This is a genomic window from Shewanella marina JCM 15074 (assembly GCF_000614975.1).
In the GTDB taxonomy this organism is placed as follows: Bacteria; Pseudomonadota; Gammaproteobacteria; order Enterobacterales; family Shewanellaceae; genus Shewanella; species Shewanella marina.
This window is the reverse complement of sequence record NZ_BALM01000017.1, coordinates 66823-83970: the sequence shown is the minus strand read 5'-3', so window position 1 is coordinate 83970 and position 17148 is coordinate 66823. Positions and strand designations below refer to the sequence as shown.

13 protein-coding genes are annotated in these 17148 nt (G+C 35.4%); 7 read left to right on the top strand and 6 right to left on the bottom strand.

What is annotated here, in order from left to right; all coding sequences use genetic code 11:
* The first annotated feature begins 126 nt into the window (after positions 1-126).
* The 5 genes from JCM15074_RS13570 to JCM15074_RS13550 all read left to right on the top strand — a co-directional run bounded on the left by JCM15074_RS13570 (position 127) and on the right by JCM15074_RS13550 (position 4300).
* Positions 127-957: a phosphate ABC transporter substrate-binding protein gene (locus JCM15074_RS13570; RefSeq protein ID WP_025821685.1), complete on the top strand. Its 831-nt coding sequence runs from the start codon at positions 127-129 to the stop codon at positions 955-957.
* Positions 958-962: 5 nt separating this feature from the next.
* Positions 963-1838, top strand: coding sequence for a PstC family ABC transporter permease (locus tag JCM15074_RS13565; RefSeq protein ID WP_025821684.1), 876 nt, complete (start codon positions 963-965; stop codon positions 1836-1838).
* Positions 1825-2700: a PstA family ABC transporter permease gene (locus JCM15074_RS13560; protein WP_025821683.1), complete on the top strand. Its 876-nt coding sequence runs from the start codon at positions 1825-1827 to the stop codon at positions 2698-2700. Before JCM15074_RS13565 ends, JCM15074_RS13560 begins: the two co-directional genes overlap by 14 nt.
* Entirely contained in the window at positions 2687-3385 is a 699-nt protein-coding gene (locus JCM15074_RS13555; RefSeq protein WP_025821682.1) for a phosphate ABC transporter ATP-binding protein, read from the top strand. The genes JCM15074_RS13560 and JCM15074_RS13555 overlap by 14 nt, the downstream gene beginning before the upstream one ends.
* Before the next feature lie 285 nt (positions 3386-3670).
* Positions 3671-4300 (top strand): EAL domain-containing protein, encoded by a 630-nt coding sequence (locus JCM15074_RS13550; protein WP_159105293.1) that lies wholly within the window; start codon positions 3671-3673, stop codon positions 4298-4300.
* A gap of 60 nt (positions 4301-4360) precedes the next feature.
* On the opposite strand, the gene JCM15074_RS13545 is transcribed toward JCM15074_RS13550, so the two are convergent.
* Positions 4361-5146: a class I SAM-dependent DNA methyltransferase gene (locus JCM15074_RS13545; RefSeq protein WP_148300799.1), complete on the bottom strand. Its 786-nt coding sequence runs from the start codon at positions 5144-5146 to the stop codon at positions 4361-4363.
* Between the two features lie 433 nt (positions 5147-5579).
* On the opposite strand from JCM15074_RS13545, the gene JCM15074_RS13540 reads away from it, so the two are divergent.
* Entirely contained in the window at positions 5580-7463 is a 1884-nt protein-coding gene (locus JCM15074_RS13540; RefSeq protein WP_084267011.1) for a leukocidin family pore-forming toxin, read from the top strand.
* Positions 7464-7470: 7 nt separating this feature from the next.
* Here the strand turns inward: JCM15074_RS13540 and JCM15074_RS13535 are convergent, their stop codons facing one another.
* From JCM15074_RS13535 to JCM15074_RS13525, 3 genes are all read right to left on the bottom strand, one after another.
* Positions 7471-8292, bottom strand: a complete 822-nt coding sequence (locus JCM15074_RS13535) for an N-acetylmuramoyl-L-alanine amidase (protein WP_084267010.1) — start codon at positions 8290-8292, stop codon at positions 7471-7473.
* Between the two features lie 240 nt (positions 8293-8532).
* Positions 8533-9732: a rhodanese-like domain-containing protein gene (locus JCM15074_RS13530; protein WP_234400232.1), complete on the bottom strand. Its 1200-nt coding sequence runs from the start codon at positions 9730-9732 to the stop codon at positions 8533-8535.
* Between the two features lie 246 nt (positions 9733-9978).
* Positions 9979-11085: a type I restriction endonuclease gene (locus JCM15074_RS13525; protein ID WP_025821676.1), complete on the bottom strand. Its 1107-nt coding sequence runs from the start codon at positions 11083-11085 to the stop codon at positions 9979-9981.
* 394 nt (positions 11086-11479) lie between these two features.
* Between JCM15074_RS13525 and JCM15074_RS13520 the strand changes: the two genes are divergently transcribed.
* Positions 11480-12784, top strand: coding sequence for a tyrosine-type recombinase/integrase (locus JCM15074_RS13520; RefSeq protein WP_025821675.1), 1305 nt, complete (start codon positions 11480-11482; stop codon positions 12782-12784).
* A 32-nt stretch (positions 12785-12816) separates the two neighbouring features.
* Here the strand turns inward: JCM15074_RS13520 and JCM15074_RS13515 are convergent, their stop codons facing one another.
* Positions 12817-14850, bottom strand: coding sequence for a UvrD-helicase domain-containing protein (locus JCM15074_RS13515; protein ID WP_025821674.1), 2034 nt, complete (start codon positions 14848-14850; stop codon positions 12817-12819).
* A gap of 16 nt (positions 14851-14866) precedes the next feature.
* The gene (locus JCM15074_RS13510) at positions 14867-17035 is read right to left on the bottom strand and encodes an AAA family ATPase (protein ID WP_025821673.1); all 2169 of its coding nucleotides are present in this window, start codon (positions 17033-17035) and stop codon (positions 14867-14869) included.
* Positions 17036-17148 lie beyond the last annotated feature (113 nt).

The window sequence follows — 17148 nt, the reverse complement described above, 5'->3', positions numbered from 1 at the left end:
TACTGTGGCTGGTAGCATAAAATGGCGTGTCAGGTCGTTATATCTAATTCTATTAATAAATTTATTATAATATTACCATTTCATAAATAACTTTATTAATAATAACCCAGTATTTTAGAGGTTCTGATGAAGTTAATTATGATGTTATTAAAATTGGTTGTATGTGGCATTACACTTGTGCCATTAACGCTCCATGCCGCTGAGCTTGATATGTTTAATGAGCAAGCAGGTCAGATTAATATTGCTGGTGGAACCGCCCATATTCCAGTTATGAAGCAAGCAGCAAAAGCGATTATGCAACAGCATCCAGAGATACGAATTACCATTGCGGGTGGTGGATCGGGGGTAGGCGCACAACAAGTTGGCAAAGGTTTGGTCGATATCGGTAATACAGGCCGTCCTTTAAAAACGAGTGAAGCGGCTCTTGGGTTAATTTCATTTCCCTTTGCTGTTGATGGTGTTGCTGTAATTGTTCACCCAAATAATCCTATTCAAGGGCTAACTAAACAGCAAGTTGCTGATATATTTGCTGGTAAGATTACCAATTGGAAAACACTTGGTGGCGCGGATCAGGCGATTAATTTATTTACTCGAGATGAAGCTAGCGGTACCCGTTCAGTGTTTATGAAGAAAATGCTGGATCAGTTACAGATGGATAATCGCGCCAACGTTGTTACCTCTAATGGTGCGATGAAAACCGCCATTGCTCGCGATGTCAATGCGATAGGCTACAGCAGTGTCGGATATATTGATGCAACGGTAAAAGCTCCCATGCTTGATAATGTAAAACCCACTAATGCTGCGTGTGCAAGTGGTGAATATCCAGTTGTACGCCAACTTTATATGAATACTAAAGGTGAGCCACAAGGGTTACTTAAAACCTATATCGATTTTATTTATAGTCCGCAAGGCGCCAAGTATATTTCTGCCGCAGGTTATATTCCGACAAATCGTTAGTATTAATGATAGCTTTATTCACATTTGAGCGATTATTACTGTTAATCGTGGTATCACTATTTGTGGTGATACTGCTGTTATTTGGTTTTTTAGGCTGGTTTGCTCTGCCGGTATTTACCCATGCAACCAGCCCTGTATTTTCATTAATTTGGCGGCCTGAGTTAGATCAATACGGTATTTTACCTATGGTTGCAGGCTCAATTATGCTCAGCATATTGGCCTTACTTGTGGCATTACCTATCGCCATTGGGATTTGTGGGTTTTGTTTACATAGCCGGCATCAACGTATGGCAAATCTGGTCCGATTTTTAGTGCGCTTGATGGCGAGCATTCCCACCGTGATATATGGATTAGTTGCCATCTTTTTGTTGGTACCGTTACTACGTGAAACATTTGCTTACGGCTCCGGTTTTAGTTTATTAGCGGCGCTCATCATGGTGGTGCTGCTTATCTTACCCGTTATGGTACTGATGCTTGATAGCCATACTCTTCCTCAGTTAAAACAAATTCGTTTATCCGCCACGGCACTGGGTTTTACTGAGACACAAATTGTTTTCAGCGTTATTTTACCGCAAGCAAAAAAAGCCATTGCAACGACCGCATTGCTGGGTTTTAGTCGTGCTATCGGCGATACTCTTTTACCTTTAATGCTTGCTGGTAATGCGCCACAAATAAGTGGCAACATATTTGATTCTATGCGCACCTTAACGGCGCATATTGGCTTAGTGATTGCCACTGAGAATGGTAGCGGCGCTTATAATTCACTGTTTGCAGCAGGGCTATTATTGTTGTTAAGCAGCATTGTGGTAACCCTACTTATTCGCAGTCTTGAATATCGGTTAAGTTTGCCGCGTATTAGAGGTGTTAATGAAAGCCGATAACATATTTTATTATTGGTGCTTGGTTTGTGTCGTCAGTTTGGCATTGAGTTTTTTTACCGTGATTAGCTTTATCGTTGGTCATGGTTTACCCACTATCAATGGTGCCTTATTTGTTGGTGATACCGATTTTATACGTGGTATTTTGGGCTTATCACCAATATGGGATGGTATTTGGCCGGCATGTGTCGGTACCTTAATGGTCGTGTTCAGCGCGTTATTACTGGCGATTATTCCGGGGCTTGCGAGTGGTATTTGGTTGGCGCAGGCTAAACCCTCTGGGTTTAAACATATCGTTTCGTTAGTGATCGATATTATTGCCGGTATTCCTTCGATTTTAATGGGACTATTTGGTTTTAGCTTGATTTTATTGCTAAGGCATTGGTTATTACCAAGTGCCAATGTTTGTTTATTTTTATCGGCATTAAGCTTGGCTATTTTGATTATTCCCTATCTTGCCGCATCCGTTAAGACGGCACTGTTAGCATTACCTGCATCATTATTGCTGACTGCATTATCGTTAGGGATGAGTTATCGTCAAGCGTTAATCAAGGTGTTAATTCCCCAAGCGAGTAAGGGCATTATGAGTGGCATTATGCTGGCGACAGGACGAGCTGCAGAAGATACTGCCGTGATAATGTTAACTGGGGTTGTGGTTAATGCGGGCTTACCTATCAGTATTTTTGAGCGTTATGAGGCATTACCTTTTACGATTTTTTATTATAGTGCTCAATATCAGAATGAAGCTGAATTGCAATTGGCTTTTGGCGCGGCATTAGTTTTACTGTGCCTTACAGCCTCTCTATTTGCATTTGCTAGTTTATTACAATCTCGTTATCAAGGAATGACTAGTGACAGTTACTAATGAACAGCCCAAGTGTATTGGTCGGGTCACTAACTTAACCATTAAGTTTGGACCGCAAACGGTACTAGAAAATTTTAGCATGAATATTTACCAGCATCGTATTCATGTGTTAATTGGGGCGTCTGGTTCGGGCAAAACCACCTTTTTACGTGCATTAAATCGACTCAATGATTGTTTTGCAACATGTCATACTCAAGGGCAAATTAACCTCAGTCTAGCCCACAAGATGGTTGCGGTTGACTGTTTAAAAATGACGCAATTGCCACAGCTGCGGCGACAAGTGGGGATGGTATTTCAGCATCCGCAACTGTTACCCGGTTCCATTGCAGATAATATCTTATTACCTTTACGTGTTGTTGCTGGCGTGACTGGTGTAGATGCTAACAATTTAACCCAGCAAGCTCTAGAGCAAGCGGCTTTGTGGGATGAGGTCGCAGGGCGATTAGATATGCCAGCAACCTGTTTATCGGGTGGACAACAACAAAGGTTATGTCTTGCGCGGACATTAGCGCTGCAGCCTGAAATTTTGCTATTAGATGAGCCTACCGCATCATTAGATCCTCATACGACTCATCAAATTGAGCAGTTAATTATTAAGCTAGCGAAGCAATATACGATTGTAATGGTGTGTCATAATGAGCAGCAACAACAACGACTTGCTGATTATGTGATTAAGTTCCATTGAGTTTAAATAATCGAGCATCAATTTGATTGTTTTTTTATATTATCTGTTTAGTATCTAAAATAAATTAGTTTAAAATTCAAAACCGTATATCGCAGAAAAGTATTAAAGGCATATCTGAAATGCATATTAATTTGACAGGAATTATAATTAACACTATTAATGTAGTTATAATAATAATTCGAGAAGATTATGACGTGTTTTTTTAAAGGTACATGTGATCCATGCCATAGATTAAAAAATATAAATATAGAATCATGCAATTTACATTTGTCTAAATGTAACTATGTGCATTTAGGACAGTCTATTGTAGATCGAAATAATCACGATTATGGCGTGCAGATATTAAGTAGACCTTTGTATATAAGAGATAAGTTTGAGCCTGTAAGTTTTTACTCTACGCTGCTACCAACAAAGCATAATGCTTTATTAGTTGAAATTATTGATAAAATATATGTTTATCAACAGCATAATAATACTAAGGCTATCTATTATTTTATTAATGTAGAACGTTTTTCTTTATTAGATAGTCGAGTGGTCGATAGTTTGTGTGAGTTAAGTAAATTTGTTGATAAATTTAATTCCAAGGTGGTGGTTGAATTAACTGAACGACACGTCGAACTTAATCAATATATTGTTGAAGCTGAGTTTAAACTGAGAGATGCAGGGGTATATCTTGCATTTGATAATTTTACATATCAAAGTGAATTATTACCAAGTGAATTAATTTGTGATTTTGTAAAAATGGATATTAGTTATATAAAAAGTATGATTAATAAAGTTTGGTTTATTGATTGGCTTTATCATATGGAAGAACATGGTATTAAAATGATTGCTGAACGGATTGAAACTCAGCAAGATTATCAACTCGCATTATCATTGCCAGTTAATTATTTACAAGGGTTTTATAGAATTTAGGGCGAGGTAATTAAAAACCGCCAACAGTGAATAGCGTTGGCGGTGTATGTATCTTATAGGCTAGATTTTTACACAGGTAAAAATAGCATTGCCTGAATGACCATCCCAAGGGATGATTTTGTCATAATCGTGTTCAAAAATATGGACTTCAAAATAGGGCGCTAAAAGCTGTTGCAGCTCATCAAAGCTAATCGCCACCATAGGATGTACATCTTGCCAAGAATGGGTGATCAAATCTTGCGTTTTCTCAATACTAATTTTCAAAGATTGGCGCTCACCAGAACCACAATAATCCCAGCCGGAACTAAAGGTAAAATGGCCACTCTCATGGGCAAGAGAGTGTCTGATAAATGAGTTATTGATGATCATTTTCTTTTCAACGGCATTAAAGCAAAATATGCCACCTTCACTGAGTGCACTGTGCACACTGGCGATACACTCGCTGAGTTTCGCAATGCCGTCACTGTAATGAATTGAATAAAGAAAACAGGTAATTAAATCAAGCTCACCATCCACTTCAAAATTACACATATCTTGTAAGCTAAAGTCGGCTTCAGGGCAGTGTAATTTAGCTAAATCCAACATTGGCTGGTTAATGTCTAAGCCACGGCTTTGATAGCCATTATCGATAAAATGTCTGATATGTGGGCCTGTGCCACAAGCCAGATCAAGATGATGCTTACCGCTATTGCCAAACAGTTGATGCATACGACGAATACATTCACTTTGTGCCAAATAATCGATGTCAGCACACATTAAATTATAGTAACCCGATAAGTCGGTGTATAAAGCATTTGAAGAAGCAGTAATCAAGTCAATTGACCAGTCAAAATTGGGGTGCTGCATCTTATACTAATATTCTAAAATTGCGATGCTAATCGTCTAGTATTGAGATCTACTTCTCCATTTTATGATCTATAGCAAGTATCCTGATATCGCGAGCGAATGTATAAACTACGTTATGATGCTCTTAGGTGACCAATAATGATATCGTTAATAGTTATTAATATAGATAGATTAATATTATTTATTGATAAAAACACAAGCTGTTGAATATAAAATATAATTAAATATTGTTAGTCGTGTAATGTGTACTATAAAGTTTTATGATGATGATAACAGTAATTGTTTTTACTATTAACTTATTGATTGTTTATAGTAAGGGAATGTTATTTAGTTAAGGTGTTTTCCATTTTGGTGAGTCATTATATTTCGATAGAGAATATTTTAATATTTCTGCTTTACTTATTGTTATCATAAAATTTGTAGGGTGTTATATATGGTAGGTATTAGGTGTTGTTTCATTTTTATATTTTCTTTACTTTTGGTTGGAGAGACATATGCAAGTAATGTAAATGATGCTATGTATATACCGAAAGGTGTTGCTGTGCACATATTGTCTGATATACAAGATTCGAGCAAGGTGATTTATATTAATGCTGATTATTGGGAGGATAATAGTTCAATTACTGATGTTTTATCTAACATTGATAGTGATGTTATTAATGATAATAAACGTTATTTTGTTGATTTTAGTAATATTACCGATGTCACTAAAAAAAATATAGCTAAGCAATATTTAATACAAAATACAGCATCGTCATTAACAGGAGATCTAATAGTAATAAGTCGCTTTAACGGCGAATTAATGTATACCTCATTAACGGGTCGATATGATCCCAATATAAAAATATTAGATGCCTATTACGATCTTATTATAGTTCCTAAGCCTTCTGAGTCTAAGTTATTAACGTCAGTAGATACCGTTGCATCATATACGACGGCTAAATTGCCCAGTGTTCCAACGCTTTCTTTTTATGTGAATGTCAGTCACAGAGTTAATCAAAATGATTGTTATATTAATTGGAATACCGCTGATGGAAAAATCCCCGCTAATCTTTGTAAAGATGCGAATATATCATTAATTTATCATGTTAAATTACAACGTTCCGTTGCATTTAAAAATCAACAAGGTAGTCATACTCCTGATGCTAAATTTGTTAGCATCAGCATAGGTCATGTGATTAATCACTCTCAAGGTGCGGGTATACATTTAAATAATAAATTATATTCTAAATTGATCATGTCAAGGGGGATATCATGGCCATTCGGTGGACCTGAGGCTGAATGGTCTTCGACTGCAATTGCTAAAAGTTATCGATTTAAATTTAGTGCGAATAATAAGAAGGCTAGGGTCATTAGCACGATCCCCGCATCAAATGTTAATGCTAATACCAATACGACAGTAACCACCAGTAGTAACTTTGGTGTCACATCCATGGATCCAACTCAAATATTGAGTGGCAACTATAGTCACACAGAAACGCGTTCACTTTCATTTGATGTTCATGACTATAAAATTATTAAGAATTCAAAGGGGGAGAGAAATGTCACTTTTATATGGGAGAGAGAACTCTACCCCACCGCAGAGTCTATTCAACAATATTCAGTTGAGGGAATGACTGCAACCTTAGCTTATCCAGGTGATTTAAACAAAATTAATCCAATTGCTTATAGCGGTTTTACGCCGTCAATCAATGTTAACTTTATGGCTGCTGCAAATGTAAAAGGAGTCACTGAATTTGATATCAATTCAGCAGTAGATGTGTCCGGATTTAGATTTAGATCTCATATTCTAGGTTTTTTTGGGATCCGTACTTATTACGCTAAAGACAGTGATAATCAATCACTCACATTTTCTAAAAACGTGAGTTTTTTAGTCGATTGGGAACATCCTATTTTTATGGGAGCTAAACCCGTTAATCTGCAGGTAGGTCATTTTAATAATAAGTGTATAAGTATTGATAGAAATAAGCAGGTTCTACTGACTAAATGTGATCGTACTGATAAAAGACAAGGCTTCATATTCGACAGTATCGGACGTTATATGAGTTTAGCGTATAATAAATATTGTTTCGACGGTGCGGATTTAACCGTGCTTAAACACTGTAGTTTAAAACAAACACAAAAATGGCGTTGGTTAAATAAAAATAAGTCTAATCAAGCATTAGAAAACCAATATAAAGCAGATGTTTTAGCCTATTATCAATTGAGCTCAAGTCTGCGATTAGTTGACCCAGATAATGAAGCTCTTAATATTGATAAATTAATGCTTACTCATTTTATGGAGCTGTTTCAGACACCTGTAATAAAATATAAGTAATACTATATTACTTGGTTAAAGATTTTTTGATTCTATTGTAATCGTTGATTTGATACTTTTTTAATAATGCTAAAATAACCGCTAGGCTGTTTCTATTCGTTTTCCCTGTAATGAGTGTAGGCGTAAAATGAGATTGAAATGCATTAATCATATCTGTTGTTGGTTGTGATGGTTTATAACCATATAGAATGAGTGCTTGATAAAATATGTCAGTATTTAAAGTGTGATTATTCAGTTGAGTATATTCATCAAAATAATCTTGATTATTATACCAAGCACCATAACCTATCGTATTCAGGTATTGCCACGGGAATCTAGGGCCAGGATCTAATTTTCGATGAGGGTTAATATCTTGATGACCTATAATATGCTGTGGTTGAATATTAGGATATTGTTGGTAAATATAATCTAATACTGTCGTCAGGTTATTTATAAGGTTAGGAGTAAAGTCTGGAAAAGCACAGACTTGTTTGTTTGATTTGGAACATGCAACTTGCTGGACTAACTCTATACCTATTGAAGTATCGTTAAGTGAGGACCTATTTTTCCAATATGAAATACCAGCATGATAAGTACGCCTATTAAGATCCGCCAGTTGATAAATTTTATCTTCAGTAATGACAAAGTGAGCACTGACTTCTTTTTTAGGGTTCATGAATAGTGCAAATGTTGTGGCTTCATCTACCGCGGTATAATGTAAAACGATAGTGCGCACTCGATCATTTTGGTTAGGGGTATTGACCGAGATAAATGATGAGCATGATGTTAAGGCACTCACTGCCACCATTGTTATGACGTGATGTATCATTGAGCATTTCGTTCTATTCATTAATATTATCCAGAAACCCAAAAGAGCTCTATAACAAGATTAATTTAGTTAGAATGCAGTATCTGAATCGTGTTTTTTATCTTTCAGAGAGACATTACTTTATTTTTATTGTAGAGACTAGCGTGTATTTGTACGTGTAAGTTATTGAATATAATTGCAGAAGTTTGACTATTATCACATGACTTTAACTAGCAGCGCTCAATATACGATTAAATAAAAGCGCTGCTATTAAATTACCAATTAATGTTTAGGTTGTAAGCTCCACTCTAACCAACCACCGTCAAATACGCTGATGTTAGGCCATCCCATCAAGTAGGCATCAAAGTAGGCAACAGAGGCGCGCCAACCAGTACCACAATAAAAGGTGACATTTTGCTGTGGTTCAATACCCCATTTTTGCCATAACTTAGCAATGGCATAGGGATTTCTATAGGTTTGGTCTGGATTAAAATAGCTATTCATATGGTAAGCATCTACCCCAGATTGTCCCCACTTAGCACCAATTATGCGGCCTTTAGCTTTGATATAGTCATAACCACTGGTTTCACCCATGTATTCAGGCCAAGAACGAACACTGACCACTGAGTTTTTAGTGGTATCTTTAAGCATATTTTTGACTTGAGCAACATCAATAATCGCATCAGGATTTGCTGGAATAGTCGTGCCAAATTTAGGAGTGTTTTTTGCGCCATTATAAAAAGCTTCAGTGTCATATCCACCTGCTAACCAAGCTGGGAAACCGCCATTTAATAAACGCACATCTTTCACACCTGCATACATCATAATTTGCGCAGCACGTTCAGCCGCCATGGTGTTATGACCATATACAATGACCGTGGTATTTTGATTAATATCTAAGTTTGACAGCACCTTAGCCAGTTGCGCTGGTGGAACATGATTCCACAATGGCTCAGATTCAATATCATTAGTATTTAAATAATATGCACCAGGAATATGTCTAATTAAATATTTAGTTGGCGGGCCCCAATTGACTTCAACAATTTTGAAGTCGCTTTTAGGGGCATAGTTAACACTGCCGCCATGAATTAAATTATTTAACCACGCTGCAGACACTAAGTGCTGAAAATTAGGCAGTGCGATTAATTTCCCTTGGTACATTGATAATGGCTGATTAATGCTGTGAACATCGGTAAAGCCTTGTTTGGTTAGCTCATGGGCTAACACTTGGGTTCCTGCTAATTCACAGTAAAGATAAGTGGGTTTAGTTGCGACTAAATTATCTTGCTTTAATAAGGCTTTAAATTGGCCGTCATCTAATAAAGGGAGCCAATTGGCATCAATATTAACGGCATTAGCAATATGACCGCCTTGGCTTTGTCCAGCTTGTGGCCAGCCGTTAAAAAAGTTGCTGTTACGGCAATCAATCACCTGCACCTTATCAGTCGGTTGCGTGGTTAAATCATTAAAAGTGGCCGCCATGCTCGGCAGCGAGAAGAGTAGGGCAACAGCATAAAGCAGATAAGAGAAGCGCATATCAAGTAATGGTTAGAGAAATAGAGCCGCCATTATAGTGCATTTTAGGCGAAATGCGTTGTTCTCAAGCCTTAGTTTTAATTGATATAAACGACATTGATGAAAAATTTGCTGTATTTGTGAGCGGGTGATGGTGGGGGAATTGTAGGCATCTATTAATAAGATAGATGCCTAACGCTATTTAAAAACTAATTAAGCAACCACTTCTTCATATTTGGAGGCTGTATCTAAAATTATATCTGAATAATTAAATATGTCATCTAGTGAGTTAATAACATAGCGGATTTCTTTTCTATTTTCATCAATAATTCCAATGTATTTTTGTTTGGTATTAAAGTGAAGTCTACATAATGGTTTTCTGTTATTGTCGTCTAATAGAATACCAAAATAGCTTTGAGTATCCCTATGTGTAATTCTTGAAACATCAAATTTAGATCTTAATATAGCCTTTATTATATTAAATCCATCAATTTCTTCTTCTGTGGTAATTATCCTAGGCTTTTCTTCAGCTTCATCAATATTATTTATATCTGAGTTTATAGATATATTTATTACGTCATTTTTGATGTTTGAGTTAGTTTCTGTTGAATCAATAGCAGATTTTAGTCTATCGTTGATACTATCATTAATAAATTGTTTGAGAGCTTTTTCTGTTATTTCTGAAAACTGTGCTTTTACTTTTGCAGTTTGAACACCATCATATACTTTTGATGTGAAAAACTTAACGAAGTCATCTTCAGGAGTTTTGAATTGTTCTGCGAGAACTTTTTTTATTTGGCTTAGGTACTTTAACTCTCCTGCAGCTCCTACAACCGAATTTACATCAAATGAGTTTTTGGTTAGTTTTTTTACTTCGGGAACAATATGCTCATCAATTTCAGATAAATTTAGAATTAAAAATGGTTTTTCATCCATTTTATTAGGAGCATCTAAGTCAGTATAAAACTCATAGATAACACCATTTGTTAATATTGCTATTCTTGCATTAGTAACTGAGAAATATCTAAATAGTTGACTGGCATGTTTAGTTGATAAATTCTCACCATACTTTTTACATTCTATCAGAATTTGAACTTCATTATTAATTAGAAGAGCATAATCAACTTTTTCACCTTTTTTAGTTCCTGTGTCAGCATTAAACTCAGGAACTACTTCATTAGGGTCAAAGACATCATATCCTAATATAGATTGAAGGAAGGGCATAATTAAAGCATTTTTAGTTGCTTCCTCAGTTTCAAGTGTATGTCCAATTTTGTCTATTTTTCTAGATAAATTCTGTAATCGTTCAATGAAATCCATAGTTTACAATAGTCCATTATAAAAACTTATATTTAGGTTATCATCGTCATAATTTTTTAAATGAGAATAAGATCATTATTTTGATTTATTATTTTTATAAAGTATAAGTAACTATTCTTTAGAATATTATTTATTAAAATAATATAACTGACTAATTGTTATATCTCATCATTATCTAAGAGTGCTACGGTAATGTTTGGTGGGTAAAAATAAAAAACTGGTCTCCCCACAGGAGATAGGATATGACCTTAATAGATATTAATAGAAATTATTTATTCTTAATAATCAATATCTTAGCTTGAAAGCAGACTTATCCAATATTAACCTTCATTACTTAAAATGACTGTCTATGGCGGCACATAGGCGGCACAATGTGAAAGGGAAGTAGAAGGTTATGACCAAAGCTCATGCATTTACTAAACGAAGTTTTGAACAGTTAACGATTGAAGATAAACGTTACCGGGTTAAAGATTGTGGACATCGAGACTCTGTAAATGGGCTGATTCTTGAGGTAATGCCATCAGGTAGTAAATTTTTTCGTTTTCGTCGCAAGCAATTAGGACGGGACGTTTCAGTTACTCTTGGTGAATTTCCCAACCTGACTATTGAGAATGCAAGAAAACTGGCAAAACAAACTGCGGTAGAGCTTTCGGAGGGGATTAATCCTAATGAGGCTAAGCGTGAACAAAAGCGAGTCGCTGAATTAGAACGTGAGTTATCTATGACAGTTCAAGAACTGTTTGATGTATTTGTGATCGAGTTTAGGCTGAAAATTAAGGCGAATGAAAGACGACCAAAATCCTTACGTGATATTCAGTCACTCTGGAAAGCCCACCTTCAACCTAGAGTTGCTGATTTACAAGTCGGTGATATCACTCCACAAGATGCTAATAATCTATTAAAAATAATCCTCATTAATAAATCGGTATCAATTCGTAATAAATGCTTGTCATTAATGAAGTCGATGTTTAATGAACAAGAATCTAATCCTTTTGCCAAAATAAAAAAACTCGCAGATGTAAAACGTGAGCGCGTACTTACTAAACTTGAAGTTCAGAGCCTACTTGAAGCCCTAAATCATGAAGATGAGATCTACCAAGATGTGATTAAATTACTACTGTTTACCGGCCAGCGTAAAAGTTGTGTATTCAGTATGGAGTGGCGCGAAGTAGATCATGAGCGCGGTGTTTGGATCATTCCAACCAAGAAAATGAAGGCAAAACGCCCACATGCCGTGCCGTTAACAATTGAGGTTATGGATATTCTTAAACGCAGAAGTGCGCAAGCTGAGCAAGGCGAAAAATACGTTTTCCCTGCTAGTCGGAGTCTTACAGGGCACATTACCGATAAATCAGGTAAGGGCAGTTTCTGGCGGCGGATAACTGAAAGAGCAGGCCTACATAGTGATGAGAAGGAGCAAAATGTCACTATTCACGATCTTCGGCGAACCATTGCCAGTTGGAGCGTGATGCGTGGCGGTAATATTCAGATGACCAGTAAGTTGTTAGGCCACAGTGATATCAGTATTACTGCTAGTACTTATGCGCATCTAGATGTTGAGCAGGTGAGGGCGGAGCTTGGGATCACAACGGCACAGTTGCTTGGTATGGATGTGCAAGAGACGAGAGTGGATAAGCTAGTGAAAGAGATAGAACAGCTCTCAGAGGAAGAGAGAAGAGAGCTGTTAGGGCTAATTTAATTTCATTCTAGTAGTTTGCTTATGGATGCCAGCTAGAGTCGTTGAGCATCTCCAAAATACTTTTTGGCGTTTACACTTGGTTCAATTTCTTCATGGGTAAAAACAACGGCCATGTTCTTGATAGCTCTAGATAACGAGACATACAACAAATTTCTTCGTTTTGCGTAATCATTATTTTCTGGATCATCAAAAAAGGCAGACAAATAATCAGATTTATTATTAAATGAATCAGAAAGGAAAATAATTACAGTCTCAAATTCTAAGCCTTTTGAGTTATGACATGTTAGGTAAATGTTTTCTTTTTTTGCGTTTGATGTAAGGTAGATAAACCAGTTTTTGAACTCAATTAAATCAATATCAAACAACTCGTTAATAATTTTGCTAGAGGTTTCAAAATCTTTAGATGACGAGCTTTCTAGCAACTCACTTAAGCCCCTAATGATACCACCGAGAGTATAATCTGAATCAACGCAAGAAATCATTTCAGACAGATAGCCCATAAATAACCTACCGTACCCTCCTTCTTTTTCTAGAATAGAAGAAAGATTTTTCGATAATGAAAGTTTAGGATCTAGGTTTATACTCTTAAGCTCGTTGTAATATTTATTTACCTCAGAAAGCGTGATGCGACCAACATTATTAGGTAATATGTCGGAAAGGTGTAGATCCTCTTTGTGCAAGGTGTAAATGAATTCAACTAAATTAAATATTTCCTTAACGGTTTCGTTTAGTTTACTTAAGTCCTTGCTGATTATTAACCTTGGAGCATCTTTATAGAAAAATGCAGACTTCATTTTTCTGTAGAATTCAGGGAATCCACAGACGTCTGAAATAGTGTCATTTTTCAACACAAGACAAGCAATGTTTTCATCTTTCTGTAATTTAAAATCTATTTTTACTTTGCTAATCGCACTCTCTATACTTTTAGAATCATCCCCATCTGTTTTAGATAAATAATACTTAAAGTTTCCTCCATAGTTATCTTTATATATTGATGCTTGAGATAACCCATCATTTCTAAATAGATCAAAAACATCTATTATCTCAGAGTATGATCTCCTATTTTGCTTCTTCTCAACCTTAATTAACCCCAAATGAAGTGAGTTTATCTTTGCTCCTACACCATCTTGATATATATTTTGCAAAGTGTCACCGAAATATCCAATACACAAAGGTCTGCCCCTTTCTTTAGCTCTCTTAGATATTAAAGCTAAAGTTTTTATTACAAACTCATGTGTATCCTGATATTCATCAACTAAAATAAAAGGGAACTTATCAATAAAAATATCGTTCATTTTTGGATAGGAAGCACAAAGCTTATATACATATTCTAGTAGAGTATCATGACTAATTTCCATCTTATGCAAACGATCAAAGTTAGACCGAGTATTATACTTAATTCTAATGCCGCGCTTTTCTCGAACATTAGTCAAACCACACTCTAATTTCCTAAGATTGTTTGCATACTTGAATAAAGATTCAAACTTCCCTTTATTTCTATGCATTTTATATCCATATTCTTCAAGTATTCCTATAAAATCCTCAGCTATAGTTTTTTCTTTTTGACTCTTATAAAAAAGGTCAACTGTATCTTTATTTGTTAACCTTTCAAAGAACTGAACTCTCAAATCTTCATTGGTTTGAGAATAGAACCAGTCATAATGTGCTATATTGGGAATGAAACCATCTTTAAGCTTTGTGATCTCTTCTTGAATTTTGAGTTCATGCACCTTTTTCAAGGCAGATTGCTGATTATGAATTATCCCCCACATCCCTGCATGAATAGTAGAGACATTCACCAGATTGCTATTTCCTATCCTGTCTTTAACTTCATTAGTAGCAAGATTAGTATATGTTATACATAAAACTTGTTGGTTACGTTTTCCTAATAAACTTGCATAATTTAGTAAGGTGTATTTTATACTTTCTTTAAGAGCATAAGTTTTACCAGACCCTGCACCAGCATTGAAAATAAAGTCTTTGTAAGAAGATATATGGTTGAATATTTCTTCTTGGCAGCGGTATTCATCTTCTGCTTGAGTATTATCAATAATCGTTAATCCCATACTAACTACCCCACAATTACCCTAGATTTGACTCAAGCCAGACAAGTCCGTCTTCTATATAATCAGGAAGGGCTGGTTTATCCTCAGCCATCGAGTAAATGTTATACAAAAGCGTATTTGCAAAGTCACTTTTGCTACTGGAAAGCTTCTGTTGCCATTCGTAAGATTTATGAATTGAGTTTGTATATTCCTCTTCACCTACCTTTCCAACTATTGCTTTATATATCCCGGGCTTAACATCCTTCAAAGTCTTATTTAGAATAGTGTTTTTATAGTTTGTTAATATAAATGCTTCCTCAAAACTAGATGCAAAATAAGATTCTATTTTGTTCTTTTGGTAAACAACCTTAAATCCAGCATTATCACTTTCTCTATAGTAGTTAAGAATACTAGGAATATTCGCTGATTTTTCATCTTCGTCATCAGTTTCGACTGCATCTTCTTCAGTCACACCACATATGTACTTTCTCAGAACAGCATTGGTAGTTTGTCTACCTTCTAAACTCTCAATTTGTAAATAACAAGCATCTGGTTGTTCTTTTGTTTTCACTCCTTTTTCTTGGCTACTTCTCTTTATATCCAAGTCAGTGATTGCTAGACATGGTACATTAAGTAAATCAAGCAAAGACTTGTATATGTGAGCAAAAGCCCCATTAATATTAAAAACACTTATATAATACTTTGCTAAGCCACTTCTTTCAGAAATGTAATGGTTTAATAGTTGTTCTTCAGTAATTCCCTCAACAAGAATTACAGCATCAGAGAAAAACAGGTCTGATACTTTAAACTTTATATGTTTCTTCAAAAAGGTAAGCTCGTCAGCAGTTATTAATCCTTTTCCCCTTTTTTCATCCCCTGTAGCTCCTGTATTTGCAATTCTAGAATCACTTAACCTAATGACATTTGAACACTTATCTTCGCCAGATGAAATATAGTTAATGTTATTAAATGTACCGGATGTATGTATTTTGCTGTTCAATATGTGTGATGAGTGTGTTGTTAGTATAAGTTGGCTGTTGATATTTTTCTTTGTTTTGTCCATTAACACGCTAATTGCATCATCAATGTTTTTGATGAATAATTCTTGCATTTGAGGGTGCATGTAATTTTCTGGCTCCTCTACACATATTAAGTTTATTTTATGATGTACATCATCATTATCATATTGCTCCATATAATCTATTAATTGCCCAATTATTCTCATTAGATTTTTATAGCCTAAACCAAACTGGTTCTCTGGAATAAAGTAGCCATTTTCCATAAACTCATAATTTATTAAGCTATTGAACATGGAAGCATATGTTAAGTTAGACTGTAGATGCACTTTCATTTTACTTTCATCAGTAACCTTTGACACAACACTATTTACAGTTTCATCGTGTTGGCTGCCAATCATATTGGTTATATCAGAATTGATGCTATATATTTTGTCGTCTATTATATCTTTGTTGACAGATTGGTCAGTTGAGTTAAGCCTATATTTAACAATTTTGTTGAATGTTGTAGATAGTGTTCGATTCCCATCGTCAAGGTTTGCATTAATTATCTTGAGGTCTATGATATCGATTAGTTTGATATTTGTCCCTGAAACCTCGTCTTGATTGGAGTTATATAATTTTTTTGTAAAATCAATCTTGTTTGACAATAGTGATATATACTCTCGGAACATCTGGGCTTCAGTTAAACCTTTTTTTCTCCAGTTTTCTATGCTAATTTGAACGGCTTTACTATATTCGCTCTCTTCTTTAACCTCATATCTTACTTCAATCACAGCAGACTTTTTATCTTTTTCTAGCTCATCTACGCTAATGAAGTCACTAATATTATTTACTGCGAAAACATCTGGATCGACATCAAGACCAATTGTAAAAGCAAATGTCATTTTTGGAGTTTTATCTTCAAAGTCAGATTTACCAAGATGCATTTCAAAAATTTTTTTTAAGTAGATGTTATTAAATTTGTTGCCAGACACCTTTTCATCGGAGATTGCTTGCTGCAAAGCAGCAGTTATAGTTGTCTTTCCTACATTATTTTTTCCGACAATGAGAGTGGTAGCACTAGAAACCGAGTTTTTAATATCTTTCTCTTTGTAAGCTTTGTTGGTGTAGGGGGTAACAAATTCAACAACGTTGTTTAAAACACCAAATTTTCTGAAATTTTCAATCTTTACACTTTGTAAGTACATTGGTTGCTCCGCTTCATGCTTTCTAACAGCATTTCATCTTAGATGATATATATAAAACGATGCTATTTATCATCATCGCATTTATTAATATTTCTGTTTTTTTGCCAAGGGTT

What these genes read in the sequence shown, in the direction of transcription:
- JCM15074_RS13540 (WP_084267011.1), top strand. Translation starts at nt 5,580, where the DNA reads ATGGTAGGTATTAGGTGTTGTTTCATTTTTATATTTTCTTTACTTTTG.
- JCM15074_RS13570 (WP_025821685.1), top strand. Translation starts at nt 127, where the DNA reads ATGAAGTTAATTATGATGTTATTAAAATTGGTTGTATGTGGCATTACA.
- JCM15074_RS13560 (WP_025821683.1), top strand. Translation starts at nt 1,825, where the DNA reads ATGAAAGCCGATAACATATTTTATTATTGGTGCTTGGTTTGTGTCGTC.
- JCM15074_RS13525 (WP_025821676.1), bottom strand. Translation starts at nt 11,085, where the DNA reads ATGGATTTCATTGAACGATTACAGAATTTATCTAGAAAAATAGACAAA.
- JCM15074_RS13520 (WP_025821675.1), top strand. Translation starts at nt 11,480, where the DNA reads ATGACCAAAGCTCATGCATTTACTAAACGAAGTTTTGAACAGTTAACG.
- JCM15074_RS13515 (WP_025821674.1), bottom strand. Translation starts at nt 14,850, where the DNA reads ATGGGATTAACGATTATTGATAATACTCAAGCAGAAGATGAATACCGC.
- JCM15074_RS13530 (WP_234400232.1), bottom strand. Translation starts at nt 9,732, where the DNA reads ATGGCGGCCACTTTTAATGATTTAACCACGCAACCGACTGATAAGGTG.
- JCM15074_RS13535 (WP_084267010.1), bottom strand. Translation starts at nt 8,292, where the DNA reads ATGAATAGAACGAAATGCTCAATGATACATCACGTCATAACAATGGTG.
- JCM15074_RS13510 (WP_025821673.1), bottom strand. Translation starts at nt 17,035, where the DNA reads ATGTACTTACAAAGTGTAAAGATTGAAAATTTCAGAAAATTTGGTGTT.
- JCM15074_RS13545 (WP_148300799.1), bottom strand. Translation starts at nt 5,146, where the DNA reads ATGCAGCACCCCAATTTTGACTGGTCAATTGACTTGATTACTGCTTCT.
- JCM15074_RS13565 (WP_025821684.1), top strand. Translation starts at nt 963, where the DNA reads ATGATAGCTTTATTCACATTTGAGCGATTATTACTGTTAATCGTGGTA.